This is a genomic window from Allosphingosinicella sp. (assembly GCF_036403745.1).
Taxonomy (GTDB): domain Bacteria; phylum Pseudomonadota; class Alphaproteobacteria; order Sphingomonadales; family Sphingomonadaceae; genus Allosphingosinicella.
The window spans coordinates 1-13,329 of record NZ_DASWQI010000041.1 but is presented as its reverse complement, the minus strand read 5'-3'; the positions used below and the strand labels follow the sequence as shown (position 1 = coordinate 13,329).

The 13,329-nt window shown below is 69.5% G+C and carries 12 protein-coding genes and 1 pseudogene; 7 read left to right on the top strand and 6 right to left on the bottom strand.

Annotated elements, in window-relative coordinates; all coding sequences use genetic code 11:
* Nucleotides 1–19: 19 nt before the first annotated feature.
* Nucleotides 20–367 carry a hypothetical protein gene (locus VGC56_RS06275; RefSeq protein ID WP_464124018.1) on the bottom strand — a complete coding sequence of 116 codons (348 nt, stop codon included), beginning with the start codon at nt 365–367 and terminating at the stop codon, nt 20–22.
* A 91-nt stretch (nt 368–458) separates the two neighbouring features.
* Entirely contained in the window at nt 459–1,412 is a 954-nt protein-coding gene (locus VGC56_RS06270; RefSeq protein WP_464124016.1) for an L-threonylcarbamoyladenylate synthase, read from the bottom strand.
* A 50-nt stretch (nt 1,413–1,462) separates the two neighbouring features.
* Between VGC56_RS06270 and VGC56_RS06265 the strand changes: the two genes are divergently transcribed.
* The gene (locus VGC56_RS06265; RefSeq protein WP_464124014.1) at nt 1,463–3,160 is read left to right on the top strand and encodes an acyl-CoA dehydrogenase; all 1,698 of its coding nucleotides are present in this window, start codon (nt 1,463–1,465) and stop codon (nt 3,158–3,160) included.
* 144 nt (nt 3,161–3,304) lie between these two features.
* Here VGC56_RS06265 and VGC56_RS06260 read toward each other — a convergent pair whose 3' ends face one another.
* Nucleotides 3,305–4,486 (bottom strand): hypothetical protein, encoded by a 1,182-nt coding sequence (locus tag VGC56_RS06260; protein WP_464124013.1) that lies wholly within the window; start codon nt 4,484–4,486, stop codon nt 3,305–3,307.
* Between the two features lie 188 nt (nt 4,487–4,674).
* On the opposite strand from VGC56_RS06260, the pseudogene ppa reads away from it, so the two are divergent.
* From ppa to rplQ, 3 genes and pseudogenes are all read left to right on the top strand, one after another.
* A pseudogene (gene ppa, locus VGC56_RS06255) lies at nt 4,675–5,208 on the top strand (inorganic diphosphatase); the annotation flags it as partial.
* Nucleotides 5,209–5,344: 136 nt separating this feature from the next.
* Nucleotides 5,345–6,808, top strand: coding sequence for a helicase HerA domain-containing protein (locus tag VGC56_RS06250; protein ID WP_464124011.1), 1,464 nt, complete (start codon nt 5,345–5,347; stop codon nt 6,806–6,808).
* A 154-nt stretch (nt 6,809–6,962) separates the two neighbouring features.
* The gene (gene rplQ, locus VGC56_RS06245) at nt 6,963–7,385 is read left to right on the top strand and encodes a 50S ribosomal protein L17 (protein WP_464124010.1); all 423 of its coding nucleotides are present in this window, start codon (nt 6,963–6,965) and stop codon (nt 7,383–7,385) included.
* A gap of 178 nt (nt 7,386–7,563) precedes the next feature.
* Here rplQ and VGC56_RS06240 read toward each other — a convergent pair whose 3' ends face one another.
* A complete protein-coding gene (locus VGC56_RS06240; RefSeq protein ID WP_464124008.1) occupies nt 7,564–7,950 on the bottom strand; it encodes a hypothetical protein in 387 nt (128 codons plus the stop codon).
* Between the two features lie 129 nt (nt 7,951–8,079).
* On the opposite strand from VGC56_RS06240, the gene VGC56_RS06235 reads away from it, so the two are divergent.
* Nucleotides 8,080–9,075 carry an adenosine kinase gene (locus tag VGC56_RS06235; RefSeq protein WP_464124005.1) on the top strand — a complete coding sequence of 332 codons (996 nt, stop codon included), beginning with the start codon at nt 8,080–8,082 and terminating at the stop codon, nt 9,073–9,075.
* Nucleotides 9,076–9,116: 41 nt separating this feature from the next.
* Here the strand turns inward: VGC56_RS06235 and VGC56_RS06230 are convergent, their stop codons facing one another.
* On the bottom strand, nt 9,117–10,706 hold the full coding sequence (locus VGC56_RS06230; protein WP_464124002.1) for an amino acid permease: 1,590 nt from the start codon (nt 10,704–10,706) through the stop codon (nt 9,117–9,119).
* A gap of 162 nt (nt 10,707–10,868) precedes the next feature.
* Nucleotides 10,869–11,246, bottom strand: coding sequence for a histidine triad nucleotide-binding protein (locus VGC56_RS06225; protein WP_464123999.1), 378 nt, complete (start codon nt 11,244–11,246; stop codon nt 10,869–10,871).
* A gap of 99 nt (nt 11,247–11,345) precedes the next feature.
* Here VGC56_RS06225 and VGC56_RS06220 point away from each other — a divergent pair, with 99 nt between their 5' ends.
* Both VGC56_RS06220 and fumC read left to right on the top strand, forming a co-directional pair.
* Nucleotides 11,346–11,828, top strand: coding sequence for an SspB family protein (locus VGC56_RS06220; RefSeq protein ID WP_464123997.1), 483 nt, complete (start codon nt 11,346–11,348; stop codon nt 11,826–11,828).
* Between the two features lie 48 nt (nt 11,829–11,876).
* Complete coding sequence (fumC, locus tag VGC56_RS06215; protein ID WP_464123996.1) at nt 11,877–13,280, top strand: class II fumarate hydratase; 1,404 nt, start codon at nt 11,877–11,879, stop codon at nt 13,278–13,280.
* Nucleotides 13,281–13,329 lie beyond the last annotated feature (49 nt).

Here is a 13,329-nt window from a genome sequence, read left to right as displayed (position 1 = left end):
GCTCCCATTCCTGTCGAGCTCACAAACCCGCCTTGAAATCGAAGCCGCACCGGCTGCATCGCGCCGGCGGCCATGGGAAGCCGATCCGCGCGGGTCCCCAGCACCTGACATAGGGAGACTCGTTGCACCGGGGGCAGGCAAAGCTCAGCTGCAGGATTCCAAGCGCAAACAGCGGCATCATGTAGATCAGCGGGACAAAGCCGAGCACCCAGGCCGCGACGGTGGCGGCCGCGATGAGGCTGGCGATCAAAGCGAAGTGCCGAACCCGAAATATCATTTCCAGCCCGGCTCCAACGGCTCGCCTACAATTCTCGACGATGACATACTTGTGCCATAGCAGCGTGACGCTGTCAAGTGAAAAATCCAAATAGGAGAATTCCTATTTCTGGCGGAGATCCGGGGGAAATAGGAAACCGGCTCCAAAAAAAGCGCGCGCGCAAAAAATTCTCGGCCGCCGGTCAAAGCCCCCGCGGCGCGGCGGCGCGGCGCAGGCGGTCGTTGATCGCGACTCCGATTCCCGACTCGGGCACCGGCGCCACCGCGATTCGCGGCCGCGGCGAGGCCTCCGCGCGGTGCAGCGCCGCAAACAGGTTCGCCGCCGCCTCCGCCAGGTCGCCTCGCGCGCTGAGGCTTTCGTCCCCCGCCACGGCGCCGAAGCCGATCAGCCACTCGTCGCCCGCCGCCTCCATCGCCTCCAGCCGCACCGGCTTCGACGGCGCATAATGGCTCGCCATCATCCCCGGCGCCTCGATCTTCCCCTCGGTCGACGCGCGCGGACCCACCCTCACAACCGCCGCGACCTCCTCCGCCGAGATCGGCCCCGGCCGCAACACCCGCACGCCCTCGGGCCTACAAGCGACGATCGTCGATTCCAGCCCCCGCTCCGTCGCGCCGCCGTCGAGGATCATCGGCGCCCTTTCGCCCAGGCTGGCGAGCACATGCTGCGCTGTCGTCGGGCTGATGCCGCCGCTGGCATTGGCCGAAGGCGCCGCCAACGGACGCCCAACTTCCCGTAGCAGCGCCAGCATCACAGGATGCCGCGGCACCCGCACCCCGATCGTCGCCAGCCCCGCGCTCACCGCCTCGGCAAGCCCCGCATCGGCGCGCCGCGGCAGGACGAGCGTCAGCGGCCCCGGCCAGAACGCCCGCGCCAGCGCCAGCGCTTCGGGCGAAAACCCGGCAATCCGCTCCGCCGCCTCGATGCTCGCGACATGCACGATCAGCGGGTTGAACGAGGGCCGCCCCTTCGCCGCATAGATCCGCGCCACGGCCTCTGCATTGGTCGCATCGGCCGCCAGCCCATAGACCGTCTCCGTCGGCACCGCGACGAGCTCACCCGCCAAAATCCGCCCCGCCGCTTCGGCCAGCCCCGCCGCGTCGCAGGAGGAGATCGGGGTCTTTTGCCGCGCCATGCCCGCCCGGCTATAGCGGCCGTGACGCAACCGCAACATCAAGGCCGCTCATGACCTACGCCCCGCCCGTCGAGGACCAGCTCTTCGTCCTGAAGCACATCGTCGGCATCGACGCGCTCGCCGAGGCGGGCTTCCCCGAGGCCAGCGCCGACACGGTCGAGGCGATCGTCGAAGGGGCGGGCGCGTTCGCCGCCGGCGAGTTCGCCCCCCTCAATCGCATCGGCGACGAGGTCGGCGCCCGCTGGTCGCCCGAAGGCGTCACTTTGCCCGAAGGCTTCAAGGCCGCCTACCGCGCCTATGTCGAGGGCGGCTGGGGCACCCTCTCCGGGCCGAGCGAGTTCGGCGGCCAGGGCCTGCCGCTCAGCCTCGCCACCGTCGTGATGGAGGATCTCGGCTCGGCGAACATGGGCTTCTCGCTGATCATGATGCTGACCCCCGCCGCGGTCGAGGCACTCAAGCATCACGGCACCCCCGAGCAGCAGGCGATGTGGCTGCCCAAGCTCGTCACCGGCGAATGGTCCGGCACGATGAACCTCACCGAGCCCCAGGCCGGCTCCGACGTCGGCGCCTTGAAGACGAAGGCCGAACCCGCCCCCGACGGCAGCTGGCGCCTGTCGGGCACCAAGATCTTCATCACCTATGGCGAGCACGACCTTGCCGACAACATCGTCCATCTCGTCCTCGCCCGCACCCCCGGCGCCCCCGCCGGCACCAGGGGCATCTCGCTGTTCATCGTGCCCAAGATCCTGCCCGACGGCACGCGCAACGACCTTCGCTGCGTGTCGATCGAGCACAAGCTCGGCATCCACGCCTCGCCGACCTGCGTCATGTCCTACGGCGACGAGGGGAAGTGCGTCGGCTGGCTGATCGGCGAGGAGATGGGCGGCATGCGCGCCATGTTCACGATGATGAACAACGCCCGCCTCAACGTCGGCCTGCAGGGCGTGTCGATCGCCGAGCGGGCGATGCAGGCGGCGATCGCCTATGCCGGCCAGCGCGTCCAGGGCGCCCGCGAAGGCAGGCCCGCGCCGATCCTCGACTTCCCCGACGTCCGCCGCATGCTGCTGCGCATGAAGGCGCTCACCCAGGCCGCCCGCGCGCTGACCTATTGTTGCGCCGGCCTCACCGACCGCGCCTCGCTCGGCGATCCGGAGGCGAAGCTGCGCGCCGATCTCCTCACCCCCCTCGTCAAGGCCTATGGCACTGACGTCGGCTGCGAAGTCGCGAGCCTCGGCGTCCAGGTCCATGGCGGCATGGGCTTCATCGAGGAAACCGGCGCCGCCCAGCATTATCGCGACGCCCGCATCGCGCCGATCTACGAAGGCACCAACGGCATCCAGGCCGCCGATCTCGTCGGCCGCAAGCTCGGCCTCGAAGGCGGCGCGGTCCTCGCCCGCCTCCTCGCCGACGTAAAAGCCGGCAGCGAAGGCCACCCGGCCCTCGCCGAGCTCGCCGCCGCCTGCGAGCGCGTCGCCGCCCACCTCCAGCAGTCCGCCCCCGACGACCGCCTCGCCGGCTCCTACCCTTTCCTGACGATGCTGTCGGTCGCGACCTCAGGCTGGCTGATGGCCCGCAGCCTCGCCGCCCTCGCCAAGGGCAACGCCTCGCCGCTGTACATCGAGATGAAACAGGCCACCTGCCGCTTCTACCTGGAGCGCATCGTCCCCGAAGCCCTCGGCCTCAGCGCCGGCGCCACCGCCGGCGCCGATCTCCTCTACGCTGTCTCGTCCGAAGCCTTCGCAGCCTGATCCTCGTCCTCCCCGTCGGCGAGCCGATGGGGAGGGGGACCATGCGAAGCATGGTGGAGGGGCCATGCTGAATCCGGAAGGCCCCTCCACCGCACTTCGTCCGGTCTCCCTCGCCATTCGCTTTGCGAACGGGGAGGATGGGAATTACACCAGAGCCTTCTTCGCCTCGCGCCGATCGACCTGCCGATAGATGCGCGGCCCCAAATCCAGCCGGAACGCGCCCATCTTCGCCTCGGGGGTGGAGGGCGTGCGGCCGACCAGCCATGAGGTCGAAGTTCGCCCGCCGCCGCCCTCCCAATCATAGGCGACGTTGATCGCGACCAGAGGCACGAAGATCACCCGTCCCTGCACCTCGATCGCGTGCAGCTCCTCGCGCTTCATGCCGATCTGCCCCTGCAGCGCGATCGACTCGCCCGGCTTGATGAACACCTGCGGCGAGCCGCTGACCTCGTGGATCGGCCCCGCGAAGAACGCGTCGACCTCGCCGTCCGCGCTGGCGTTGAACATTCGACCGTCAATGCGGATGTTCCCCGCCGCCGCCTCGCCGGTGTTGGTCAAGACGAGCGCGTACTGGACGAGCGTCCCATCCTCCATCGCCGAGGCCCGCTCCGGCCGGATGTCCACCTCGATCACCGCCCGCTTCGCCGGCGCGGCTGCCGAGGCAGGCGCGACCTCCGGCTCCGCCGCCACCGGCTGCGGCGTCACCGGCTGCGCGGGCGGCTTCTCCGCGGGAAGCCACTGCGCCGTCGCCAGGGAACCCGCCAGCGCGCCGCGATCCCGCGCATCGCTCACGACCGCGACCCGCCGCCGGAGCAGCAGGAAGGCGCCGCCCCCAAGCAGGACCAGCGCGCCGAGCACCCACAGCCACGGGAAACGTCCGCCGCCCTGCTGCACCGGAGCCGGCGCAGGCTGCGGCGCAGGATCAATTGCAGGCGGCGGTGCGACAGTCTGCGGCTGCGGCTGAACCGGCGCCGGCGCGGGCGTCTGAGGCTGAGGCTGAACAGTCGGCGCCGGCTGAGGGGCGGCACGTACAGGAGCCGGCGGCGGCGCTGCGACGGGAGCGGTGCGAGTTCGCGCCACCTCCCTCTGGGGAGCCGGGCGCGCAGCCCGGCCGCCGGCCGCCGGCGCCTGGCGAGCAGGCGCAGGCGCCGTCGCGGGCGGAGCAGCGCGCGGTGCCGGAGTGGCCGCAGGCGGCGGCGCCTGCACCGGCGGCGGCGTCCTGGTCCCCGGCAGCGTGAAGTCGCGCAGCTGCGGAGAGCCGACCGTATTCGTATCCTGCTGCGCCGCGGCGGCGCCAGTCCAGGCGGCAAGCGTGAGGGGCAACATCCTTGCGGCGCCGAAGAGGCGGCGTGTTTTCAACATCTTGGGGGTGACATCCTTTTGCCGGCGGCTTTTTACCCCCGGCGGCCCCGCCCGTCCAGCGCCGGCCGCCGCCCAGCCTATATCGACCCGCCCCCGCGCGCCCTGAATCCTCTTCCCTTGGCGCGGCAACTGGCCGATAGGCGCGCCCCATCATGAACATCGATCTCATCCCAGCGGGCGACAACCCGCCCGAAAGCCTCAACGTCATCATCGAAGTCCCGGTCGGCGGCGAGCCCGTGAAATACGAGTTCGACAAGAAATCGGGCGCCCTCTTCGTCGACCGCATCCTCCACACGCCGATGCGTTATCCGGCAAATTACGGCTTCATCCCCCACACCCTGTCGCCGGACGGCGATCCGTTGGACGCCCTGGTCGTCGCCCGCTCGCCCTTCATCCCGGGCTGCGTCGTCCGGGCCCGCCCGATCGCCGTCTTGTTCCTCGAGGACGAAGCCGGCGGCGACGAGAAGCTGCTGACCGTCCCGGTCGACGAGACCTTCCCTTATTACAGCAACGTCGACGAGCACACCGACCTGCCCGAGATCGTCAAGCAGCAGATCGAGCATTTCTTCACCCACTACAAAGACCTCGAAGCCAAGAAGTGGGTGCGGGTCGGCCATTGGGGCGACGCCGACGACGCCCGGCGGATCGTCACCGAGGCGCTCGCCCGCGCCGCCGATGCCGCCGCCGGCAAGGACGTGTCCGGCGGCCAGGGCCTCGAGGCCGCGTCGAAGGATGCCGTCCGGGCGATCGGCGAGCGGACGGACGGAGTCGCCTTCGCCGGAGCCGGCGACATCGGCTGACCCCCCAGAGCCGCGCCCGACAATGTCCGTGACGATCGAGATGGGCCGCGGCCCGGGCGGCGAGGCGGTGACGCTCGACCTCGAGGAGCTGCTCGCCACCCGCCTCCTCGTCCAGGGCAATAGCGGCTCGGGCAAGTCCCATTTGCTCAGGCGCCTGCTCGAGGAGAGCGCCGGCTTCGTCCAGCAGATCGTCGTCGACCCCGAGGGCGATTTCGTGTCCCTCGGCGAAGGCTTCGGCCACGCCGCCATCGAGGCCGCCGCCTACAGCACGGCCGAAATCGCCCGCATGGCGGCGCGCGTCCGCGAGCACCGCGCCTCGGTCGTCCTCAATCTCGAGGGGCTGGAAATGGACGCGCAGATGCGCTGCGCCGCCGGCTTCCTCTCCGCATTGTTCGACGCGCCGCGCGAGCATTGGTACCCCGCTTTGGTCGTGGTCGACGAAGCCCAGGTCTTTGCCCCCGCCGCCGCGGGCGAAGTCAGCGACGAGGCCCGCCGCACGTCATTAGGCGCGATGACCAACCTCATGTGCCGCGGCAGGAAGCGCGGCCTCGCCGGCATCATCGCCACCCAGCGCCTGGCCAAATTGGCCAAGAACGTCGCCGCCGAGGCGTCCAACTTCCTGATGGGCCGCACCTTCCTCGACATCGACATGGCCCGCGCCGCCGACCTGCTGGGAATGGAGCGCCGCCAGGCCGAGCAGATCCGCGACCTCCAGCGCGGCGAATTCCTCGCCCTCGGCCCAGCCCTCTCACGCCGCCCCTTGAACGTCCGCATCGGCGAAGTCCGCACCCAGGCCCGCAGCGGCAGCCCCAGGCTCGTCCCGCTCCCCGCGATGGGCGAGGTGCCGGACCTGTTTGCCGCCCTCCACGACGCACCGCCCCCTCCTCCACCCCCGCCGCCTCCGCCGCCGCCCCTCGAAGCGGTGCTCGTGACGATCGAGAAGAACGAGACCGCTGCACCCACGCTACCCGACCTCGACGCCGAGGAGCGCAAGGCCGTCGCCCGGCGCGCCCTCGCCGGCCTCGTCGCCGACCTCGGCGTCTCGCCCCCGCCGCTCCCCGAGCTCTACCAGGATTTCCAGCTGCGCTGCCGCATGCTTGGCCTCAAGGACAGCGGCCTCGACCTCGCCGGCTTCCGCCGCCGCCTCGCCATGGCCCGCGCCGGCATCGACGGCGACGAGGAAGGCTGGACCCCCGCCCTCGCCCTCGGCGCGACGCTGCCGGAAGACAGCCTCACCCTCTTCCTCACCATCGCCCGCGCCGCCCGCGACGGCCGGGCCTGCCCGAGCGAAACCGAGCTCGCCCAGATTTATGGCACCGCCTCATTGGGCCGCCTCCGCCGCGTCGTCGCCGCGATGGAAGCCCAGGACGTCCTCGTCTCCCGCACCGACCTCTCCGGCCGCCGCTCCGTCTCGATCCCCGCTTTGGGCTGGACCACCGCCCCGACCGAGGAAGCGGCGGAGCTAGCCCCGGCCCGCCGCCGCTGAACCTTGACTCTTCCGACCCTTTCCGCTCTAGGAGCGCCGCAGCCGCGGGGCCTTACAGTCCCGCGCTTTTCATTTGGGGTTTTGGCGGTGCCCCATTCCACCGCCTGGCCGGGATTACCTCACACGGGTCCCGAACGAACGAAAGGCAAGATCCATGCGTCATCGCGTCGGCGGGCGTAAGCTCCAGCGTACCTCCAGCCACCGTGCGGCGCTGTTCCGCAACATGGCGGCCGCGCTCATCAAGCATGAGCAGATCACCACCACCACCGCCAAGGCGAAGGAGCTTCGGCCCTATGTCGAGAAGCTGGTGACGCTGGCGAAGAAGGGCGGGCTTTCGAACCGCCGCCTCGCCCATGCGCGGCTGCTCGACGACACCCAGCTCAAGAAGCTCTTCGACACCCTCGCGCCGCGCTACGCCGGCCGCGACGGCGGCTACACCCGCGTCATCAAGGCCGGCATCCGCGCCTCCGACGCCGCCCCCATCGCCATAATCGAATTCGTCGACCGCGACGTCGAGGCCAAGGGCCAGGATTCGGGCCCGGTCATGACCGGCGAGGAATATGACGAAGCCGCCTGAGGCGGTTTCGCAATGCTGATTGGCAAAGAGGCTCCTTCGGGAGCCTCTTTTTTTTCGCGGGAAGAAGAAGGACCCACCCCTACCCCTCCCGGAAATCCGGGAGGGGCAAATTCTCTCGGCGCCGTTCATCTCCCCTCCCGGACTACCGGGAGGGGCCGGGGGTGGGCCCTTTCTCCTTCTACCGCCGCCGCGCCTCGAGGAGGGCGGTAACGCAGCTCACCCGGTTCGCATCCCGCCCATCCGGCAGGCGCGTGTCGATCCACGTCACGATTGGATCGCCCCCCGCCTTGGGCGGATAGAGGTAGGCGTCGAGCACGCAGGCCGGCCGCGAATATTGCAGCTTGCGCGCCGGACCCTCGCGAATGTCGAGGTCCGGCTCTCCGAACTCGGCGGCGAGGTAAGCGGCGGTGCGGCCGATCACATTCTCCAGCCCCTGCGGGCTGTAATGGACTTCGGCCGGCGGCGGGGGCGCCTGGACACGGCGCACGGGCGGCGCCGCCGCCGGCTGCTGGCTGACGCATCCCGCCGCCGCCAGCATCATCGCCAAAGCCACCAGCCTGCGCATCGTCCCTCCTGCTCAGTCCCTTCCAAAGCCGAAGCCGCCGCCGCTGGCAAGCCGCGCGATTGACCGGCGAGGCGGCCGGCGGCTAGGGGCGGCCCTCCTTTTCCCCCTCCGTTTCGAAAGTCCCCGCTCGTGCCCGACACCCAGCTCGACGTCCTCTGCATCGGCAATGCCATCGTCGACGTGATCGCCGCCACCGACGATGCGTTCCTCGCCGCCGAGGGCCTCGACAAGGGCTCGATGCGGCTGATCGACGCGGACGAGGCGACCCGCCTCTACGGCCGCATGGGGCCTGGCCGCGAGATCAGCGGCGGCTCGGCCGGCAACACCGCCGCCGGCCTCGCCATGCTCGGCGCGAGGGCCGGCTTCGTCGGCCAGGTCGCCGACGACCAACTCGGCGAAGTCTACCGCCACGACATCAGTTCGATCGGCATCGAGTTCACCACCCCGGTCCAGCAGGGCGGCGTCCCCACCGCCCGCTCGCTCGTCCTCGTCACGCCGGATGCGCAGCGCACCATGAACACGTTCCTCGGCGCCGCCCAGAACCTCAACATCGACGCGCTCGACGAGGATCAGGTCCGCCGCGCCCGCATCGTCTATCTCGAAGGCTATCTGTGGGATCCCGAGACGCCGCGAGCGGCGATGGAGCGGGCGATCGACATCGCGCGCGCCGCCGGCAACAAGGTCGCCTTCACCCTCTCGGACAGCTTCTGCGTCTCGCGCCACCGCGACGGCTTCAACGCCCTCATCGACAGCGGCCGCCTCGACATCCTCTTCGCCAACGAGGCGGAGATCGTCTCGCTGACCGGCGAGGCGGACTTCGAAGCCGCCGTCGCCGCGGCCGCCAGGCGGGTCCCCCTGCTGGTGGTAACGCGGGGCGAGCACGGCGCCGTCGCGGTCTCCGGAGACGAGCGGGCGCAGGTCCCGGCGGAGCCGGTCGAGACGGTGGTCGACACGACCGGCGCGGGCGACCTCTTCGCCGCGGGCTTCCTCGCCGGCCTCAGCCAGCAGCGCTCGCTGCGCGACAGCCTCCACATGGGCGCGATCGCCGCCGCGGAGGTCATCTCCCATTACGGCGCCCGGCCCGAGGCGGACCTCAAGGCCCTGGTCGAAGCGAAGCTCGGCTGAATGTGAAAGAGGCCGGGATTTCTCCCGGCCTCTGGTGACTGTTAGTGGGTGCCTGGCACCGGCGGCTCGGTGCCTTCGTAGGCCTCGTGCTCCGGCACGTCGACAAGGCCGCGGCCGACATGGCTCTTCCGGTATCCGTAGAGGAAATAGAAGACCAGGCCGACGGCCGCCCACACCAGGAAGACGAGCTTCGACGCGATGTTGAGGCTGGCGAAGAGCACGACGCAGCCGATGATCGACGCCGGCGCGATGACCCAGATGGCCGGCGTCCGGAACGGCCGCGCCCGGCCCGGGTCCCTCTTCCGGAGGATCAGCACGCCCAGCGACACCGCCGCAAAGGCGAACAGGGTTCCCGAGTTGGAATAATCGGCGAGGGTGCCGACCGGCAGGAACGCGGCGCAGATCGCCACCGCGATGCCGGTGACGATGGTCACCACCCAGGGCGTACGGAACTTCGGGTGGACCGTCGCGAGCTTCTGGGGGAGCAGACCGTCGCGGGCCATCACGAAGAAGATGCGCGTCTGGCCGTACATCATCAGCAGCACGACCGACGGCAAGGCGATGGTGGCGGCAAGGCCGACCAGCCAGCCCGTCCAAGGCGAGGAGACCTCGCGCAGCACATAGGCGAGAGCTTCCTTGGAGCAGACCAGCGGCGCGTGGGCGGCGTGGCAGGCGGCGCTGCCGTAGAGCTCGGGCGAGCCTTCGACGAAATACTTACCTGTCGCCGGATCGAGCAGCGGCTGCGCCCCGAACGAGCCGATCACGCCGCCCGCCACCAGCAGGTAGAAGACGGTGCAGATCGCCAGCGAGGCGATCAGGCCGATCGGCACGTTGCGCTGCGGGTTCTTGGTTTCCTCCGCCGCGGTCGAGACCGCGTCGAAGCCGACATAGGCGAAGAAGATCGACGCTGCGGCGCCGAGGACGCCGACGCCTTCCGACGACAAGGGGTTGCCCCAGCCGCGCGGGACGAAAGGCTGGAAGTTCGGCGTGTGGCCGAAGATCATCGGCACGGTGATGATCACGAACAGGGTGAGCGCCGTGACCTTGATGGCGACGAGCACCGCGTTGACGGTCGCGCTCTCCTTGGTGCCGACGACGAGCAGCCAGGTGACGAGAGCGGTGATGATCACCGCCGGGAGGTTGACGATGCCGCCGACCTCGCCGCCCTTCAATATTCCCCACTCGATCTTGGGACCGACGGTAAGCGCATGTGGCAGGTGCACGCCGACCGAATCGAGGAAGCCGACGATGTGGCCGGACCAGCCAACCGCCACCGCGCTTGCTCCGAGCGCATATTCGAGGATCAGCGCCCAGCCGACCATCCAGGCGAGCAGCTCGCCCATCACCGCATAGCTGTAGGTGTAGGCGGAGCCCGCGACCGGGACCATCGAGGCGAGTTCGGAATAGCAGAGCGCGGCGAGGGCGCAGACGGTGCCGGCGACGATGAAGGAGATCATCATGCCCGGCCCGGCCTTCTGGGCAGCCGTGGCCGTCAGGACGAAGATGCCGGTGCCGATCACCGCGCCGATGCCCAGCATGGTCAGCTGGAAGGCGCCGAGCGACCGCTTCAGGCTTTTCTTCTCGGCCGTGGCGAGGATGGCGTCGAGTGACTTAACGCGCCCGAAAATCATGTGCTTCCCCTTGCATGGCGGCCTCAGGGCCGCTTCGTCTTTGTAATCGCTTTCGCATTTCCGCCAAGGCGCGTTGCGCTGTGCGCGAGACGCCTCGCCGTACGGCCCGGCAGCCTAGCGGCTGATCCTCCCTGCGCAACAGGTTTCGGCCTGCAGGCGGCCTCAGCGGCCGAGCATCGGGCCGAGGGGCCGTCCGCCGAACAGGTGGACGTGAAGATGCGGCACTTCCTGCCCGCTATGCCCTCCGGCGTTGGCGAGCAGCCGATAGCCCGGCGCCACCAGCCCGTTCTCCCGCGCCACATGGCCCACCGCCCGCACGAACCCGGCAATCTCCGCCTCCGAAGCGTGCTCGGAAAAGTCGTCCCACGACACGTACGACCCCTTCGGAATTACCAATATGTGCACCGGCGCCTGCGGGTGGATGTCGTGAAAGGCGAGCGCGTGGGCGTCCTCATAGACCGCTTTGGCGGGGATCTCGCCGCGCAGGATCCGCGCGAAGATGTTGCTCTCGTCATAGGGCTGGGTCGCATCGATCGCCATCGGCGCACACTCTCCTCGGCTCGCCCGCCTGCTCAACATGGATTGCCACCACGGCGCAAGCCGCTTGACCGCCGCTTAAGCCGCGCTACCACAAGGGGGATGCCCAGCGACGCGCCCGACAGCCTGATTCCCTACGACGAGATCGTGCAGGAGGCGCTGCGTGCCGTCGTCGGCCGGGTGCTCGGCGAAGTGGAGAGCACCGGCCACCTTCCCGGCGAGCACCATTTTTACATCACCTTCAAGACCGGCGCCGCCGGAGTCGACATTCCGCGCCACCTCACCGAGCGCTTTCCGGACGAGATGACCATCGTCATCCAGAACCGCTTCTGGGACCTGAAGGTCGGCGGCGACGGCTTCGAGGTGGGCTTGAGCTTCAACCAGGCGCCGGCCCGCCTCGTCATCCCCTTTTCGGCGATCACCGGCTTCGTCGATCCGGCCGTCAACTTCGCCCTCCAGTTCCAGGCCCAGGCCGAGGACGGCAGCCTGCAGGCGCACGAGGAAGCGGAAAACGACCATCCGCTCGGCGAGCCGGTCGAAGACGGCTCCAACGTCGTCGCGGTGGATTTCAAGCGCAAGAAGTAGCCGCGCGCCGGGGTGACGCACCGGCTTTCGCCCGCTAAAGGCGCGGGCATGATTTCCAACCCCACCCGCACCGAAACGGACAGCTTCGGACCCATCGCCGTCCCGGGCGATTCCTATTGGGGCGCGCAGACGCAGCGCTCGATCCAGAACTTCCCGTTCGGCCCGCGCGAGACGATGCCCGTGGAGATCGTCCATGCCCTTGGCTATGTGAAGCAGGCGGCGGCGCGGGTGAACGGCAAGGCGGGCGGCCTTGCGCCCGACATCGCCGAGGCGATCCAGCAGGCGGCGGGCGAAGTCGCGGGCGGCATGCACGACGACCAGTTTCCGTTGGTCGTCTGGCAGACCGGGTCCGGCACGCAGTCCAACATGAACGCGAACGAGGTCGTCGCCGGCCGCGCCAACGAGATCCTCTCCGGCACCCGCGGGGGCAAGAGCCCGGTCCATCCCAACGATCATGTCAACAAGGGCCAGTCGTCCAACGACAGCTTCCCGACGGCGATGCACGTCGCGGCGGCGCGGGCAGTGGAGATGCGGCTCATCCCAGCGCTGAACGGCATGCACCGCCGCCTCGCCGCGCAGGCCGCCGCGTGGGATCACATCGTCAAGATCGGCCGCACCCACCTCCAGGACGCGACGCCGCTGACGCTGGGCCAGGAATTTTCCGGCTACGCCGCCCAGATCGAGCTGGCGATCGAGCGGGTCCGCTCGGTTATGCCGCGCCTCCTCCTCCTCGCGCAGGGCGGCACCGCCGTCGGCACCGGCCTCAACGCGCCCAAAGGTTTTGCCGAGGATTTCGCCGCCGAGATCGCGCGCCTCACCGGCCTCCCGTTCAAGACGGCTCCGAACAAGTTCGAGGCGCTGGCGAGCCACGACACGATGGTCGAGCTGTCGGGCGTCCTCAACGTCATCGCCGTGTCGGTGACCAAGATCGCCAACGACATCCGCCTGCTGGGCTCCGGCCCGCGCTGCGGCCTCGGCGAATTGAAGCTGCCGGAGAACGAGCCGGGCAGCTCGATCATGCCGGGCAAGGTCAACCCGACCCAGGCCGAGATGCTGACCATGGTCGCGGCCCAGGTGATGGGCAACCACGTCGCGGTCACCGTCGGCGGGCTCCAGGGGCATCTGGAGCTGAACGTCTTCAAGCCGCTGATCGGCGCCAACGTGCTGCGCTCGGTCGACCTGCTCGCCACCGGCGTGGAGAGCTTCTCCGAACGCGCGCTCGACGGGCTGGAGCCGGACGAGCGGCGCATATCGGAGCTGATGAACCGCTCGCTGATGCTGGTCACCGCGCTCGCCCCGGAGATCGGCTACGACAATGCCGCCGCCATCGCCAAGCACGCCCACAAGAACAAGGGCACGCTGCGCGACTCGGCCGTCGAGCTCGGCCACCTGAGCGGCGAGGAGTTCGACCGCCTCGTGGTGCCGGAGAAGATGACCCGGCCGGGCGACTGAGCGGGCGGGGTAGGGTGCCCGCATGAGCATCTACGACCAGAAGATCAAC